Source organism: Pseudomonas sp. P7779, assembly GCF_013386315.1.
In the GTDB taxonomy this organism is placed as follows: Bacteria; Pseudomonadota; Gammaproteobacteria; order Pseudomonadales; family Pseudomonadaceae; genus Aquipseudomonas.
In genome coordinates this window covers 18095-34827 of record NZ_JACARZ010000016.1, presented here as the reverse complement: position 1 = coordinate 34827, position 16733 = coordinate 18095, and the positions used below count along the sequence as shown (strand labels likewise).

Genomic DNA, 16733 nt, shown 5'->3' with positions numbered 1-16733 from the left:
AGGCGCAGAGGGCTAGAATGCCGGCACTGTAATCCTTGCCGAGCCTCTCCATGCGCCGTCTTCTGTTATCCCTTCTTCTATGCACCGGGTTGGCCCACGCTGGCGAACTGCCGGAAACCGACTGGCTGGAACTGATGCCCAAGTCGGACCAGAAAGCCCTCGAAGAAATGCCGGAAATCGACCACAACTCCCCGGAAGCCCAAGGCACGTTCACCGCAAAGGGTGGCCTGAAGCAGAGCAAGGGTTTGCCGGCGGTTATGTATTCCACCAAGACGGTGGCTGCCATGAACGGCAAGAATATTCGCATTGGCGGCTACCCCGTGCCGCTGGAAACCGACGCCAAGGGCCGCAGCACGCTGTTCTTCCTGGTGCCTTATCCGGGCGCCTGCATCCACGTGCCGCCACCGCCGCCCAACCAGTTGGTGCTGGTGCGTTATCCCAAGGGCTTGAAGCTGGATGACATCTACACGCCGCTGTGGGTGACGGGCACGCTGAAGGTGGAGAAGGTCAACAATGACCTGGCCGATGCGGCGTATGCGTTGGATGCGGGGAAGGTGCGGGCGGTCAAGGAATCGGATCTCTGATCTGATGCAGAACCTAATGTGGGAGCGGGCTTGCTCGCGAATGCGGTGTGTCAGTCAGCACATGCACTAACTGGAACACCGCATTCGCGAGCAAGCCCGCTCCCACATTTTTGATTGGGGTTACAGGGCGATACCGCTGATGCTCACGCCCAGGGTATGGCTTTCACCTGGCGCCAGCGTCACCACATCGTCCAGCACATTCGCGGTCTCGATGCACAACATGCCCTGCCAGCCGTCGTCGGCCATGTCGCTGAAAGCCTTGGCACGTTCGGTCCACGGGTTCCAGATCACCGTCGAGCGCGAGCCTGTGCTGGTGAGCTGAACGCGGCGCTGCCAGTCTTTATCGACGATGTTCACTTGAGTCGGGGTGTCGAGGTAGATGCGGTCGGTCTCGGCGGTGAAGTGCAGCAGCCCGGATTGCTGCTTTTGGGTCCAGCCGTCGGCAGTATCGATATAGTCCCGCCCGTCCAGTCCGTCGACCTGCACGTTGCGTACATCGCTGACCGCAAAATAGCTGTGCAGCGCCTGGCTGAGGCTGACGGTCTCGGCGCCGTGGTTGTGGCTGGTCAGGCGGATGTGCAGTTGATCATCCAGCAGGATGCTCATCTTCAGGTCGACCTGATGCGGCCAACCCGGGAAGCCACCTTCAGGCACCGGCAGTTCCAGCTCAACCCTCAGCGCTGTACCTTCAGCCTCAACGCCAGCCAACGTCCAGTCAGCGGTCCGCACGAAACCATGGGCACCGGCCGGCTCGGCGCCCTGGTACATGGCCTTGACGCTCTGCGGGTTGCGGTCGAACACACCAAACCACGGCCAGCACACCGGCACGCCGGTACGAATGCCTTTGCCTTTCTTGAACACCACCTGATCGTTGGGCCAGATGATTGGCTTCTCGCCAGCGCGCTGGTAGCTGACGATATGCGCACCTTGCTGGGCCACCACCAATTCGGCGCCGTTGTGGCGGATGCGCCAAGCGTTCAGCTCATCCAGTTTTACGGTTTCAACGTTGGGCGTAGACATAGGCGCGCGCTCTCAATGGCAGACAATGGGGCAATGGACCGTCAAAACGTCGCGATGTTTAACGCGCCCGCGACGGAACCGAGCGGGTGCGGCCGCTGCCATCGATGGCAACGAACACAAACACCGCCTCGGTGACTTTGCGCCATTCGCTGGACAGCGGGTCGTCGCTCCACACTTCGACCATCATCTGGATCGAGCTGCGGCCGATTTCCAGGGCCTGGGTATAGAAGGACAACTGCGCGCCGACGGCCACGGGCACCAGGAATGCCATGCGATCAATCGCCACGGTGGCTACGCGGCCACCGGCAACCTTGCTCGCCATGGCGGTGCCGGCCAGGTCCATCTGCGCGACCAGCCAGCCGCCGAAGATGTCGCCGAAACCGTTGGTTTCACGCGGGAGTGCGGTGATTTGCAGGGCGAGATCGCCTTGCGGGATAGGATCTTCTTGTTCGAGTTCGATCATGCCGGTGCCTCTGACCCGTGACGCTTCATGGGTATTTCAAGTGGATAGCCGTCTTCTGGAAAAACGTTTCAGCACCAACATACACCGCTCGATGCGTTTCTCGTAAGGCGTACTAAAGGGAAACTCTGCCAAATCGGCTGGTGTATAACCAACGGCGTTTTGGCACAGCAGCCCCTCAAGGATGCGGGTCTGGCGCTTGCAAGGGCCGAGTATATCGAGCCGTCGGCGCCACGACGACCTCCCGACGCTCATTTGGTCGGTAAATAGACGCTGTATCGCGGCTTTTTCCGGCAACTGTGCTCCTGCTCATATTAATTGCACGTCTGCTGCGGAAATATTTCGCGGATCTGAACTGTTAACGGCTCAACGCTGTGCTTTTTCAAGCGATTTGCTATCTTGCCAAGCCTGCCGCAAGTCCCGGGCTTGCCGTCCTGACTACTATAAGAGAAGCCTTGCCATGTCCTCCGTGCCCGCAAGCAGTGCGCAACCGTCGCGCCCGCTGACCCGCAACGACTACAAAACCCTGTCGCTGTCTGCCTTGGGCGGGGCGCTGGAGTTCTACGACTTCATCATCTTCGTATTTTTTGCGACGGTAGTCGGGAAGCTGTTCTTCCCGGCGGACATGCCCGAATGGCTGCGCATGATGCAGACCTTCGGCATCTTCGCCGCCGGCTACCTGGCGCGGCCGCTGGGCGGGATCATCATGGCGCACTTCGGCGACCTGCTGGGGCGCAAGAAGATGTTCACCCTGAGCATCTTCATGATGGCCGTGCCGACCCTGATCATGGGCCTGCTGCCGACCTACGCGCAGATCGGCCTGTGGGCGCCGATCCTGTTGCTGCTGATGCGCGTGATCCAGGGCGCGGCGATTGGCGGTGAAGTGCCGGGCGCGTGGGTGTTCGTATCCGAGCACGTGCCGCCCCGTCACATCGGTTATGCCTGCGGCACCCTGACCAGCGGCCTGACGGCCGGCATCCTGTTGGGTTCGCTGGTGGCCACCGCCATCAACACGCTCTACAGCCCGGAACAGGTGTCGGATTACGCCTGGCGCATTCCGTTCCTGCTGGGGGGTGTGTTCGGCCTGTTGTCGGTGTACCTGCGTCGCTGGCTGCACGAAACCCCGATCTTCGCCGAGATGCAGCAGCGCAAGACCCTGGCGGCCGAGCTGCCGTTGCGCGCGGTGTTGCGTGACCATCGTGGCGCCATCGTACTGTCGATGCTGTTGACCTGGCTGCTGTCGGCCGGTGTGGTCGTGGTTATCCTGATGACGCCGACCGTGCTGCAAACGATCTACCACTTCAGCCCAACGGTGGCGCTGCAGGCCAATAGCCTGGCCATCGTCACCCTGAGCCTGGGGTGTATCGCTTCCGGCGCCCTGGCCGACCGTTTTGGTGCCGGGCGCGTGCTGATCATCGGTTGTGCCTTGTTGCTGGCAACGTCCTGGACGCTCTATCACAGCCTGATGGCTCACCCGGACTGGCTGTTCCCGCTGTACGCCTTGACCGGCCTGTTTGTAGGCACCATCGGCGTGGTGCCCTATGTCATGGTGAAAGCGTTCCCGCCGGTGGTGCGTTTCAGCGGTTTGTCGTTCTCCTACAACGTCGCCTACGCCGTATTCGGTGGCCTGACGCCGTTAGCGGTGTCGCTGCTGATGAAGGAAAGCCCGATGGGCCCTGCTTACTACGTGGCGGCCCTGTGCGTGATGGGGATGGCGGTGGGTGGGTACCTGTGGAAGCGCGGGCGCTGACACGTTTTTGAAAACTGCCGGACAACCTTGTGGCGAGGGAGCTTGCTCCCGTTGAACTGCGCAGCCGTTCCATTCTGGGGGCCGCTACGCGACCCAACGGGAGCAAGCTCCCTCGCCACAGATTTTGCCTTACAACGATTACAGATTGTTTCCACGAAATCGCTCCAACCTCCTCGCAAGCCCCGGATTTATTGGCGTTTCTCCTTCCTGTCAGCTTTTTCATAAATGCTGGCCTTTCATCTAATTGTCATATTCCAGACATAGAGTGTTCACACGGCCTACCGATACTTGGCCCCGATCCAACTATCCCTATCTGCTAGGAGCAAGGCATGAAACTGAAACGTTTGATGGCGGCAATGACTTTTGTCGCTGCTGGCGTTGCGACCGCTAACGCGGTAGCCGCTGGTGTTGACCCGGCGATTCCGGCTTACGTGAAGACCACTGGTGTGTCGGGCAACCTGTCCAGCGTTGGTTCCGATACCCTGGCAAACCTGATGACCCTGTGGGCTGAGGGTTACAAAAAGGAATACCCGAACGTCAACATCCAGATTCAGGCCGCCGGCTCCGCCACTGCACCTCCTGCGCTGACTGAAGGCACCTCCAACCTGGGCCCGATGAGCCGCAAGATGAAGGACACCGAACTGGCTGCCTTCGAGCAGAAGTACGGCTACAAGCCAACCGCGATCCCGGTTGCCGTGGATGCCCTGGCCGTGTTCGTGCACAAGGACAACCCGATCCAGCACCTGACCATGGAACAAGTCGACGCGATCTTCTCCTCGACTCGTCTGTGCGGCGCCAAGGCTGACGTCAAGACCTGGGGCGACCTGGGCGTGACCGGCGACCTGGCCAACAAGCCAGTGCAACTGTTCGGTCGTAACTCGGTATCCGGCACCTACGGCTACTTCAAGGAAGAAGCCCTGTGCAAAGGCGACTACAAGCCTAACGTGAACGAACAACCTGGTTCGGCGTCGGTTGTGCAGTCCATCAGCTCCTCGCTGAACGGCATCGGTTACTCGGGCATCGGTTACAAAACCGCCAGCGTGAAAACCGTGGCCCTGGCCAAGAAAGGCAGCACTGACTTCATCGAAGACAGCGAAGAAAACGCCCTGAACGGCAAATACCCGCTGTCGCGCTTCCTCTACGTCTACGTCAACAAAGCCCCGAACAAGCCTCTGGCCCCGCTGGAAGCCGAGTTCGTGAAGCTGGTTCTGTCCAAACAGGGCCAGGAAGTGGTAGTGAAAGACGGCTACATCCCGCTGCCAGCCAAAGTTGCCGCCAAGGCACTGGCTGACCTGGGCCTGAAAGAAGGTGGCAAATAAGCCGCCGGTAAACCTGCCTTGAACCGCGGTTTACCCACGGTTCAAGGCCCGGGCGGGGTCTGTAAGACCTGGACCTCGCCTCCCATTTTTTAATCCGCTGCCAGCCCTGCTACGCGGCGGATTTCTTGCGTCACTGCATTGTCATCTTTCTGTCATACAGGATCGCTAGGGTGTGCGCATGAATGATCTGGCCAATTCCACCATGACGACGACTTCTCCCCCCAAGCGCATTGATTTCAATACGCCTGAGCTGCAACGCAAGCGCCGCATCCGCGCGCTCAAGGATCGCCTGACCCGTTGGTACGTGCTGGTGGGCGGCCTTGCCGTCCTGGGCGCGATCACCTTGATCTTCTTCTTCCTCGCCTACGTGGTCGCGCCGCTGTTCCACGGCGCCAACCTGACCAAGGAAGAGGCCCTCGCGCCTGCCTGGCTGCAGGACGCCGGCAAGCCGCTGATGATCTCCATGGAAGAACAAAACCAGGTCGCCATGCGGGTTTCCGACAAGGGCCAGGCGCTGTTCTTCAACGTTGACACGGGTGCCGAACTCAAGCGCGTTGACCTGCCGTTGCCGGCGGGCGTGACAGTCGCCTCCATTGGTGAAGACCAGCCCGGCAGCCCGCTGGTGATCCTCGGCCTGTCCAACGGCCAGTCCCTGGTTTTCCGTCACACCTATAAAGTGTCGTACCCGGACGGCAAGAAGACCATCTCGCCCGCCGTCGAATACCCTTACGGCGAAACACCAATCGTCCTCGACGAACAGGGCCGCTCCCTTGAGCATGTCGCCTTGAATGCGACCGACTCGACGCTGGTGGTGGCTGGTTCCAGTGGTGCCCATCTGAACGTGCTGTCCATCAGCCGTGAAGAAAACATGATGACCGAGGAAGTCACCACCGAGCAGAAACGCATCGAGCTGCCGCAAATGACCGAGCCGGTCAACGCCATCTTCGTTGATCCGCGCCAGCAGTGGCTGTACGTGATCAACGGTCGCGCCCAGGCCGACGTTTTCAGCCTGCGGGACAAGAGCCTCAACGGTCGCTACAAATTATTGGAAGACGGCGTGGCGCAAGTCACGGCCAGCACCCAGCTGGTGGGCGGCATCTCGCTGATCATCGGTAACTCCAGCGGTGGCCTGGCGCAGTGGTTCATGGCCCGCGACCCGGACGGCGAACAACGCCTGAAGCAGATCCGTACCTTCCAGATGGGCACCGCGCCTATCGTTGAAATCACTGCTGAAGAACGTCGCAAAGGCTTCACCGCCCTCGACGCTTCCGGCAAGTTCGGTGTGTTCCACAGCACTGCCCACCGTACGTTGCTGGTGGACCAGGTGGTCGACGGCAACGGTATCTTCGGCATGTCGCCACGGGCCAACCGGGTGATCGTCGAGGCCGGCGGCAAGCTGCAACCGCTGCTGCTGGACAACCCGCACCCTGAAGTTTCCTGGAGCGCGCTGTGGAGCAAGGTCTGGTACGAAAACTACGACGAACCTAAATACGTCTGGCAATCGACCGCCGCCAACACCGATTTCGAACCCAAGATGAGCCTGGCGCCCCTGACCTTCGGTACCCTGAAGGCCGCGTTCTACGCCATGCTGCTGGCCGCACCACTGGCCGTTGCCGCTGCGATCTACACCGCTTACTTCATGGCCCCGAGCCTGCGCCGCAAGGTCAAGCCGGTGATCGAGTTGATGGAAGCGATGCCGACGGTGATCCTCGGTTTCTTCGCCGGCCTGTTCCTGGCGCCGTATGTCGAAGGGCATTTGCCGGGGATCTTCAGCCTGCTGATGCTGCTGCCGATTGGCATCCTGGTGGCCGGCTTCGTCTTCAGCCGCCTGCCTGAGTCGATCCGCCTGCGGGTCCCGGATGGCTGGGAAAGCGCGATCCTGATCCCGGTCATCCTGTTTGTGGGCTGGCTCTCGTTGTACATGAGCCCGTACCTGGAAACCTGGTTCTTCGGCGGCGACATGCGCATGTGGATCTCCCACGACCTGGGCATCACCTACGACCAGCGCAACGCCCTGGTAGTCGGCCTGGCCATGGGTTTCGCGGTGATCCCGAACATCTACTCCATCGCCGAAGACGCCGTGTTCAGCGTGCCGCGCGGCCTGACCCTGGGCTCCCTGGCCCTGGGCGCCACGCCATGGCAGACCATGACCCGCGTCGTGATCCTGACCGCCAGCCCGGGCATCTTCTCGGCGCTGATGATCGGCATGGGCCGCGCGGTCGGTGAAACCATGATCGTGCTGATGGCCACCGGCAACACGCCGGTGATGGAGATGAACCTGTTTGAAGGCCTGCGCACCCTGGCAGCCAACGTCGCGGTGGAAATGCCCGAATCGGAAGTCGGCGGCAGCCACTACCGCGTGCTGTTCCTCTCGGCGCTGGTGCTGCTGCTGTTCACCTTCATCATGAACACCCTCGCCGAGCTGATTCGTCAGCGTCTGCGCAAGAAATACTCGTCGCTTTAAGAAAGGTAGAAGTCTGTGAAACAGAACTCCCTGAATGGATGGTTCAAGAGCGGCGCCCCAGGCGTCTGGATCAGCGGTGGCGCGGTGTCCATTGCGGTCATCATGACCATTGGTTTGCTGGCCGTGATTGCCGTGCGTGGCCTGGGCCACTTCTGGCCGGCCGACCTGATCCAGGCCAACTACAACGTGCCGGGCCAGGAAAATCACATCGTCGTCGGCGAAGTGGTGCAGAAAGAAGAAGTGCCCCGCGAGCGCCTGAAAAGCGCTGGCTTGCCGGTGCCGGACCAAGGCCCGGAGTTCATGACCCGCGAGCTGATCAAGGTCGGCAACCGTGACTTGAACGGCAATGACTTCACCTGGATCGTCGGCGAGTGGCTGACCAACCAGACCAAGCCGGTCGAGTTGATGGCCATCGAGCGTCGTGAGTGGGGCAACTTCTACGGCACCCTGGTCAACGTCAAGCAGGACGGCAAGGTGATCGCCGAAGGCGAGGCGGCCTGGCCGGAACTGCAAGCCCGCGTAGACCGCGTCAACAAGCTCGCGGCCCAGCTCAAGACCCTCGAGAAGTCCGACATCGGCGCCATCAACGCCGGCCTCGAACGCATCCGCCTGCACGGTCGCAAACTGGAGCTGGAAGGCAAGCTGGACGCCACCGCCCAGGCCGACATGGACAGCGGCCGCGCCGAACTGAACAACCGCTACAAGGATATCGAAGCCCGCCTGGCCGACCTGCACACCCAGTTCAACCGCGACAGCCTGACCGCCCGCGATGCCAACGGCAAAGAAATCGAAATCGGCATTGGCAAGGTGGTGCACGCTTACCAGCCGAACGCCATGGGCTACATGACCAAGGTTGGTTTCTACTTCAGCAAGGTCTGGGAATTCCTCAGCGACGATCCACGGGAAGCCAACACCGAAGGCGGGATTTTCCCGGCGATCTTCGGCACCGTGATGATGACCCTGATCATGGCGATGATCGTGACCCCGTTCGGCGTGCTGGCGGCGGTGTACCTGCGTGAATACGCCAAGCAGAACACCCTGACGCGGATCATCCGCATCGCGGTGAACAACCTGGCCGGTGTACCCGCCATCGTTTACGGCGTGTTCGGCCTTGGCTTCTTTGTGTACGTACTGGGCGGCTCGGTTGACCGGCTGTTCTTCGCCGAAGCCTTGCCGGCACCGACCTTCGGTACGCCTGGCCTGCTCTGGGCGTCCCTGACCCTGGCGCTGCTGGCGGTACCGGTGGTGATCGTGGCCACTGAAGAAGGCCTGGCGCGGATTCCTCGCACCGTACGTGAAGGTTCTTTGGCACTGGGCGCGACCAAGGCGGAAACGCTGTGGAAGATCGTGCTGCCGATGGCCAGCCCGGCGATGATGACCGGCATGATCCTCGCCGTGGCCCGCGCCGCGGGTGAAGTGGCGCCGCTGATGCTGGTGGGTGTGGTGAAACTGGCGCCGTCGCTGCCGGTGGACGGCAACTACCCGTACCTGCACCTGGACCAGAAGATCATGCACCTGGGCTTCCATATCTATGACGTCGGCTTCCAGAGCCCCAACGTCGAAGCCGCGCGGCCGCTGGTGTACGCCACCGCCTTGCTGCTGGTGCTGGTGATCGCCACGCTCAACTTGTCGGCGGTGTGGATTCGTAACCACCTGCGCGAAAAATACAAAGCGCTGGACAGTTAATTGAAGTGAACGCGGACTAAATGTGGGAGCGGGCTTGCTCGCGAATGCGGTGTATCAGTCATACATGGGTCAACTGACCTGACGCCTTCGCGAGCAAGCCCGCTCCCACAAAACGAATTGGTAGCACAGGGAGCATCCCATGCAACATGAAACCCATTCCCACGGCATCAACATGTCAGCCCTGGGTCGCGACAAGCAGAGCCTGAGCCTGGCCCAGGAAACCGTGGCCATCGAAGTCCCGGGCCTGAGCCTGTACTACGGCGACAAGCAGGCGCTGTACGACGTCAGCATGAACATTCCGAAGCAGCGCGTGACCGCCTTCATCGGCCCGTCCGGTTGCGGCAAGTCGACCCTGCTGCGCACCTTCAACCGGATGAACGATCTGGTGGACGGCTGCCGCGTCGAGGGCGCGATCAACCTGTACGGCACCAACATCTACCGCAAGGGCGAAGACGTGGCCGAGCTGCGTCGCCGGGTGGGCATGGTGTTCCAGAAGCCCAACCCGTTTCCCAAGACCATCTACGAAAACGTGGTCTACGGCCTGCGCATCCAGGGCATCAACAAAAAGCGCGTCCTCGACGAAGCCGTTGAGTGGGCACTGAAAGGCGCGGCGCTGTGGGACGAGGTCAAGGATCGCCTGCACGAGTCGGCCCTCGGTTTGTCCGGCGGCCAGCAGCAACGCCTGGTGATCGCCCGCACCATCGCCGTGGAGCCGGAAGTGCTGCTGCTCGACGAACCGTGCTCGGCACTCGACCCCATCTCCACGTTGAAAGTCGAAGAGCTGATCTACGAACTCAAATCCAAGTTCACCATCGTCATCGTGACCCACAACATGCAACAGGCGGCGCGGGTTTCCGACTACACCGCGTTCATGTACATGGGCAAGCTGGTGGAATTTGGCGACACCGATACCCTGTTCACCAACCCGGCGAAGAAGCAGACCGAAGACTACATCACCGGTCGCTACGGCTAGCAGGTGGCTGGTTGCTCACTGAACTGATGCTGCGGTCGACCGCACCTTACTGGACGTTCCAAGGACGCCAACATGATTAGCAAAGAAGGCCTTACCCATCACATCTCCGCGCAGTTCAACGCCGAGCTTGAGGAGGTGCGCAGCCACCTCCTGGCCATGGGCGGGCTGGTGGAGAAGCAAGTCAACGACGCCGTCACCGCGCTGATCGAGGCCGACTCGGGCCTGGCCCAGCAAGTGCGCGAGATCGATGACCAGATCAACCAGATGGAACGCAACATCGACGAAGAATGCCTGCGCATCCTGGCCCGTCGTCAGCCGGCGGCGTCCGACCTGCGTTTGATCATCAGCATCTCCAAGTCGGTGATCGACCTGGAGCGCATCGGTGACGAAGCCACCAAGATCGCCCGCCGCGCCATCCAGTTGTGTGAGGAAGGCGAAGCGCCGCGTGGTTATGTCGAAGTGCGCCACATCGGTGACCAGGTGCGCAACATGGTTCGCGACGCCCTCGACGCGTTTGCCCGTTTCGACGCCGAGCTGGCGTTGTCGGTGGCCCAATACGACAAGACCATCGACCGCGAATACAAGACGGCGCTGCGCGAACTGGCGACCTACATGATGGAAGACCCGCGCTCTATCTCGCGGGTACTGAGCATCATCTGGGTACTGCGTTCGCTGGAACGCATCGGCGACCACGCACGCAACATCTCGGAACTGGTGATTTACCTGGTGCGGGGTACTGACGTGCGGCACATGGGCCTCAAGCGGATGAAAGCAGAAGTTGAAGGTACGACCGATCAAATCCCTAATGTTCCGGGCGTTCCTGACGATAAGTAAGATTGCCCGAGAAATAAACGCCCGGCCTTTGGTCGGGCGTTTTCGTTTGTGGTGTTGGAATTTTTGGCAAAACGCCATCAGCGAAGCGTTATGCTTGCCGGGGTTTTTATAGGATGAAGGGTCGATGAGCAAAGTCAGTGTATTGGTGGTGGATGACGCCTCGTTTATTCGCGACCTGGTGAAGAAGTGCCTGCGTAACTACTTCCCAGGGATCAAGATCGAAGATGCGGTGAACGGCAAAAAGGCCCAGGCCATCCTGATGCGCGAAACCTTCGACATGGTGCTGTGCGACTGGGAAATGCCGGAAATGTCCGGCCTGGAACTGTTGACCTGGTGCCGTGAACAGCCTCATCTCAAAGCCATGCCTTTCGTCATGGTGACCAGCCGTGGCGACAAGGAAAACGTGGTGCAGGCGATCCAGGCCGGGGTTTCCGGCTACGTCAGCAAGCCATTCACCAACGAGCAGTTGCTGAACAAGGTCAAGCAGGCACTGAACAAGATTGGCCGCCTCGACGCGCTGATCGCCAGCGCACCGACCAAGATGAACTCGGCGTTCGGTAACGATTCCCTCAGCGCCCTCACTGGTGGCAAGCCTGACGCAGTCAAGCCGGCCCCGGTGGCCGCGCCCAGCAAAGGCCTGCTCAACAGCCCGCCGGTGCAGGTGGCTGCGGCAGCGTCGCCTGCCAGCGGTCGTGGCCAGGGCCAGTTGCGCCTGTCCAGTGGCACCCAGCAGTGTGTGATCAAGGCCCTGAGTATCAAGGAGGCGCTGCTGGTGGTGCGTCGTGGTGAAATCCTGCCTCAGGTACTGGAAAGCGCCGTGCTCGACCTGGAGCAGGGTGAGAACGCTGAAGTGGCGCGTCTCAATGGCTACCTGCATGCCGTGGTGGCCTACGAGCCCAAGCCCGACAGTGACTGGCTGCAACTGACCTTCCGGTTTATCGACCAGGATGCGCAGAAGCTTGACTACATTTCGCGGCTGATCGCCCGCGGGACCGCACAGAAGCATTTTGTGCCGGGTGCGTGACTTGATGGGGTCTCCAAAAAACCTGTGGCGAGGGGGCTTGTCCCCCGTTGGGCTGCGTAGCGGCCCCAAACCCTGTAATTGAGTTCTGCCTGACCCTGCGCGATAACTCTACTGGGGCCGCTGCGCAGCCCAACGGGGGACAAGCCCCCTCGCCACAGGGTTAGTGTTTGGTTCACATAGCACTGTCATGATCCCTTGTTAGCCTGCCATTCAGTCGTCCCTGGCAGGCCAACCCGATGCTCGTGCGCTCACTGCTGTTGTGTGGACTGTTCGCCGTTGTCATGCCGGCGATGTCCATGACCCTCTACAAATCCATCGACGCCGACGGCGCTGTGGTCTTCAGCGACCGGTACACGCCCGGGGCGCAGGCGTTTGTGTATCAGGAGCGGGTGATTCCCAAGCCTGTATATCCGTCGCAACCCGCTTCCTATCGTTATCCCTTGCCCTGGCGTGGCGGGCCGTTCCGTCTCACCCAAGGCCCCAACGGTACCTTCAGCCACTCCGAGCTCAAAAGCCGTTATGCGATGGACATTGCCATGCCTGAAGGCACGCCAATCATCGCGGCACGTGGCGGTGTCGTACTGAAAACCGAGAACGAGCAGAGCGGGCGCGGCAGCGATCCATCGGGCAATTTCGTGCGGGTGCAGCACGATGACGGCACGCAAGGCGTGTACCTGCACCTCAAGCAAGGGTCGGTCAGCGTCAGGGAAGGGCAGCGCGTGGCGGTGGGCAGCCCGCTGGCGCTGTCGGGCAATACCGGCAACAGCAGCGGGCCGCATCTGCATTTTGTGGTGCAGCGCACGACGGCGTCGGGGCTGGTGTCGATTCCCTATGAATTCAACCAGCCGGTGCAGGCGTTGCCCAACTTTGCGCTGGGCACGCGGTAAGGCTTTTGTAGGAGCGAGCTTGCTCGCGAAAAACCTGAGGGCGCTGCCGGGTGTCAGGATCCCAGCGTTATCGTTAACGTCCTTCGCGAGCAAGCTCGCTCCTACAGGGGGTGTGCCCTAGTCGAGCAACAGCACCTTGGCCAACACGATCTTCGGCCCTTTCATCTTCTTGATGATGATGCGCAGGCCTTCGACTTCCAGCACTTCTTCCTCTTCCGGCACCCGTTTCAGGGTGTCGTAGATCAGCCCGGCCAGGGTTTCGGCCTCGATGTGGTCCAGGTCGACGCCCAGCAGGCGCTCCACCTTGAACAGCGGCGTGTCGCCACGCACCAGCAATTTGCCCGGCTGGTAAGCGAGGATGCCGCGCTCGGCCTTGCGGTGTTCGTCCTGGATGTCGCCAACCAGTACTTCCAGAACGTCTTCCATGGTCAGGTAGCCGATGACCTTGCCGTCGGCCTCTTCCACCAGGGCGAAGTGCGCGCCGCCTTTACGGAACTGCTCGAGCAGTTGCGACAGCGGCATATGGCGCGATACGCGTTCCAGCGGGCGGGTCAGCTCGGCCAGGTTGAACGACTCGGGAATGTGGTCCAGGGCCGCCAGTTCCAGCAGCAGGTCCTTGATGTGCAGCAGGCCGACGAACTCGTTGCGCACGGCGTCGTACACCGGGTAGCGGCTGAACTTGTGGCGACGGAACAGCGCCAGGATTTCCTTGAGCGGTGCGTTGAAGTCCAGGGTCACCAGGTCTTCCCGGGAGTTGGCCCAGTCCACCACTTCCAGCTCGCCCATTTCCACGGCGGAGGCCAACACGCGCATGCCTTGGTCGCTCGGGTCCTGGCCACGGCTGGAGTGCAGGATCAGTTTCAGTTCTTCACGGCTGTAATGGTGCTCGTGGTGCGGGCCAGGCTCGCCTTGGCCGGCGATGCGCAGGATGGCGTTGGCACTGGCGTTGAGCAGGTAGATCGCCGGGTACATGGCCCAGTAGAACAGGTACAGCGGCACGGCGGTCCACAGCGACAGCAACTCGGGCTTGCGAATGGCCCAGGACTTGGGCGCCAGTTCACCGACCACGATGTGCAGGTAAGAGATCACGAAGAAGGCGGCAAAGAACGACACGCCCTTGATCACTTCCGGCGACTGCACACCGATCGCCCCCAGCAACGGCTCGAGGATGTGCGCGAAGGCCGGCTCACCGACCCAGCCCAGGCCCAGGGAGGCGAGGGTGATACCCAACTGGCAGGCCGACAGATAGGCGTCGAGCTGGCTGTGTACGGTGCGCAGGATCTGCCCGCGCCAGCCGTTCTTGTGGGCGATGGCCTCGACCCGGGTCGAGCGCAGTTTGACCATGGCAAATTCCGCCGCAACGAAAAAGCCGTTGAGCAGTACCAGGATCAGTGCAAAAAGAATCATGCCGAAGTCGGCGAAGAGTGTCGCGAGGGTGATGCCAGGGGAAGGGTCCATGATGGGGTTTTGCGGGTTCCGTCTAATCGAAAAGGGTGAGCAGGTGGGCCTGAAAGGCAGGCGCAAGTCCGCCAATGTAGCGGCTGACGGGGCGCTTGCCTAGTGGCGGCTGCCGGGCGGAGGGTCACTCGTCCTGATGAAGGACCCGGGAACGTGTCACCTGGGCCGGCGGGAAATGGCAGGTAAAGGTACTGCCGTGGCCGAGCACGCTACTGATTTCCAGCCGCGCGCGATGGCGCAGCAGCACATGTTTGACGATGGCCAGGCCGAGCCCGGTGCCGCCGGTGTTGGAGTTGCGGCTGGAGTCGACGCGGTAGAAACGCTCGGTGAGGCGCGGCAAATGCTTGGCGTCGATGCCCATCCCGGAGTCCTGCACGCTGAGGTGTGCGCCCTGGTCGTCGGCCCACCAGCGGATGCGGATGTTGCCTTTGTCCTGGGTGTATTTGACGGCGTTGAACACCAGGTTGGAAAACGCGCTGCGCAGCTCGCCCTCGCTGCCCTTGAGCAGGATCGACGGGTCGGCTTCGAGGGTAATCTGCTGCTCACGCTGCCCGGACAATGCCTGGGCGTCGCTCTTGATCGTCTGCAACAGGCTTTGCACCGGCACCGGATGGTTGTCCGAGGGGTAATCGGTAGCTTCCAGCTTGGCCAGCAACAGCAGGTCGTTGAGCAGGGTTTGCATGCGCGAGCCTTGCTGCTGCATCTGTTGCAGGGCACGGGTCCAGCGCGGGTTCACGTCTTCGACGTTATCGAGCAGCGTCTCCAGATAACCGCAGATTACTGTCAGCGGTGTGCGCAGTTCGTGGGAGACGTTGGCGACGAAGTCCTTGCGCATCTGTTCCAGCTGATGGATGCGTGTGACATCGCGCACCAGCATCAAGTGTTCGTTATTGCCGTAGCGCGTCAGGTACAGCTGGATACGCACGCGGTCGTTGGTCGGTGACGGAATTTCCAGGGCTTCTTCGTAGTTGTCCTGCTCGAAATACTCCTTGAAACGCGGGTGGCGCACCAGGTTGGTCACCGGCTGGCCGCTGTCCTGGGGCGTCTTGAGGCCCAGCAAGGTCTCTGCGGCGCGGTTCCACCATTCCAGGTTGCCGTCGCTGTCGAGCATGATCACCGCGTCTTTCAGCGCGGCGGTGGACTCCTGCACCCGGTCGATCACCGCTTGCAGGCGCCCGCGTACACGCTGGTCGCGGCGTTGCAGGTGGTAGATGCTGTCGAACACCTCGCCCCACAGGCCGTAGCCGTCGGGTGGTGCTTCGTCGGGTTTGTGCTGGCGCAGCCATTCGTGCAGGCGCAGCAGTTGCTTGAGGGTCCAGCCCAGGTAAAGGCCCAGGCCGACGGCCAGGCTCCAGCCGTAATAGCCGCTGACCAGGCCCACCAGCAGGCAGCCGGTGATCAACAGGAGCATGTGGCGGATCAGGGTGCCATGCCAGTTTTGGTTCACTTAAACACGCGTCCTTTCAGCTGTCTGGGCAGTTCGGGCTGGCTCAGCCTTTGGTGGAAAACCGGTAGCCGGTGCCGCGCACGGTTTGTACCAGATTCTCGTAAGCGTCGCCCAAGGCTTTGCGCAGGCGGCGGATATGCACGTCGACGGTGCGCTCCTCCACATACACGTTGCCGCCCCAGACCTGGTCCAGCAGTTGGCCGCGGGTGTAGGCGCGCTCCTGGTGGGTCATGAAGAATTGCAGCAGGCGGTATTCGGTGGGGCCCATCTCGGCGGGTTTGCCGTCGATGGTTACGCGGTGGCTGATCGGGTCAAGGATCAGGCCGTCGACTTCGATAGGCGCTTCACCATCGGTGGGGCCGGCACGGCGCAGAACGGCTTTCAGACGGGCGACCAGTTCCCGTGGGGAAAAGGGCTTGGTGATGTAGTCATCGGCGCCGACTTCCAGGCCCTGGATCTTGTTGTCCTCTTCGCCCTTGGCGGTGAGCATGATGATCGGGATATCCCCGGTCAGCTCGTCACGCTTGAGGCGGCGGGCCAGTTCGATGCCGGAGGTGCCGGGCAGCATCCAGTCCAGCAGGATCAGGTCCGGCTTGCGGTCGACGATAATGGCATGGGCCTGCTGGGAGTTCTCCGCCTCCAGGCAGTCATAGCCGGCCATTTCCAACGCAACGGCGATCATCTCGCGAATGGGCGCTTCGTCGTCAACGATCAGAATGCTCCTGCCAACCATGCTAAATCCTCTTGTCATTTAACTGTCTTGCGCCGCATTAGATAACGGAATTATTGCAGTCGTGTGACAGTAATTTAGTCGCTTGGGCAATCCT

At 61.3% G+C, this 16733-nt stretch carries 14 protein-coding genes; 9 read left to right on the top strand and 5 right to left on the bottom strand.

Annotated elements, in window-relative coordinates; translation table 11 throughout:
- Window positions 1–50 precede the first annotated feature (50 nt).
- The gene (locus HX869_RS05160; protein WP_023659290.1) at window positions 51–584 is read left to right on the top strand and encodes a DUF3299 domain-containing protein; all 534 of its coding nucleotides are present in this window, start codon (window positions 51–53) and stop codon (window positions 582–584) included.
- A gap of 120 nt (window positions 585–704) precedes the next feature.
- On the opposite strand, the gene HX869_RS05155 is transcribed toward HX869_RS05160, so the two are convergent.
- The gene (locus tag HX869_RS05155; protein ID WP_178902826.1) at window positions 705–1604 is read right to left on the bottom strand and encodes a D-hexose-6-phosphate mutarotase; all 900 of its coding nucleotides are present in this window, start codon (window positions 1602–1604) and stop codon (window positions 705–707) included.
- A 58-nt stretch (window positions 1605–1662) separates the two neighbouring features.
- Complete coding sequence (locus tag HX869_RS05150) at window positions 1663–2067, bottom strand: acyl-CoA thioesterase (RefSeq protein WP_003176975.1); 405 nt, start codon at window positions 2065–2067, stop codon at window positions 1663–1665.
- A gap of 457 nt (window positions 2068–2524) precedes the next feature.
- Here HX869_RS05150 and HX869_RS05145 point away from each other — a divergent pair, with 457 nt between their 5' ends.
- From HX869_RS05145 to HX869_RS05110, 8 genes are all read left to right on the top strand, one after another.
- On the top strand, window positions 2525–3814 hold the full coding sequence (locus tag HX869_RS05145; protein WP_003213403.1) for an MFS transporter: 1290 nt from the start codon (window positions 2525–2527) through the stop codon (window positions 3812–3814).
- 329 nt (window positions 3815–4143) lie between these two features.
- On the top strand, window positions 4144–5133 hold the full coding sequence (locus HX869_RS05140; protein WP_003213401.1) for a phosphate ABC transporter substrate-binding protein PstS: 990 nt from the start codon (window positions 4144–4146) through the stop codon (window positions 5131–5133).
- A gap of 430 nt (window positions 5134–5563) precedes the next feature.
- The gene (locus HX869_RS05135) at window positions 5564–7597 is read left to right on the top strand and encodes an ABC transporter permease subunit (RefSeq protein ID WP_372865130.1); all 2034 of its coding nucleotides are present in this window, start codon (window positions 5564–5566) and stop codon (window positions 7595–7597) included.
- Between the two features lie 15 nt (window positions 7598–7612).
- Window positions 7613–9283, top strand: coding sequence for a phosphate ABC transporter permease PstA (gene pstA / locus HX869_RS05130; RefSeq protein ID WP_008439475.1), 1671 nt, complete (start codon window positions 7613–7615; stop codon window positions 9281–9283).
- A 139-nt stretch (window positions 9284–9422) separates the two neighbouring features.
- A complete protein-coding gene (gene pstB, locus HX869_RS05125; RefSeq protein ID WP_003213395.1) occupies window positions 9423–10256 on the top strand; it encodes a phosphate ABC transporter ATP-binding protein PstB in 834 nt (277 codons plus the stop codon).
- Window positions 10257–10328: 72 nt separating this feature from the next.
- Window positions 10329–11090 carry a phosphate signaling complex protein PhoU gene (gene phoU / locus HX869_RS05120; protein WP_003213392.1) on the top strand — a complete coding sequence of 254 codons (762 nt, stop codon included), beginning with the start codon at window positions 10329–10331 and terminating at the stop codon, window positions 11088–11090.
- A gap of 124 nt (window positions 11091–11214) precedes the next feature.
- Window positions 11215–12114: a response regulator gene (locus tag HX869_RS05115; RefSeq protein WP_003213389.1), complete on the top strand. Its 900-nt coding sequence runs from the start codon at window positions 11215–11217 to the stop codon at window positions 12112–12114.
- A 236-nt stretch (window positions 12115–12350) separates the two neighbouring features.
- On the top strand, window positions 12351–13001 hold the full coding sequence (locus tag HX869_RS05110) for a M23 family metallopeptidase (RefSeq protein ID WP_008439474.1): 651 nt from the start codon (window positions 12351–12353) through the stop codon (window positions 12999–13001).
- Between the two features lie 117 nt (window positions 13002–13118).
- Here the strand turns inward: HX869_RS05110 and HX869_RS05105 are convergent, their stop codons facing one another.
- The 3 genes from HX869_RS05105 to phoB all read right to left on the bottom strand — a co-directional run bounded on the left by HX869_RS05105 (window position 13119) and on the right by phoB (window position 16639).
- Entirely contained in the window at window positions 13119–14459 is a 1341-nt protein-coding gene (locus HX869_RS05105) for a hemolysin family protein (RefSeq protein WP_003213385.1), read from the bottom strand.
- A gap of 124 nt (window positions 14460–14583) precedes the next feature.
- Window positions 14584–15906, bottom strand: coding sequence for a phosphate regulon sensor histidine kinase PhoR (gene phoR, locus HX869_RS05100; protein WP_008439473.1), 1323 nt, complete (start codon window positions 15904–15906; stop codon window positions 14584–14586).
- Window positions 15907–15949: 43 nt separating this feature from the next.
- On the bottom strand, window positions 15950–16639 hold the full coding sequence (gene phoB / locus HX869_RS05095) for a phosphate regulon transcriptional regulator PhoB (RefSeq protein ID WP_003195617.1): 690 nt from the start codon (window positions 16637–16639) through the stop codon (window positions 15950–15952).
- Window positions 16640–16733: the final 94 nt, after the last annotated feature.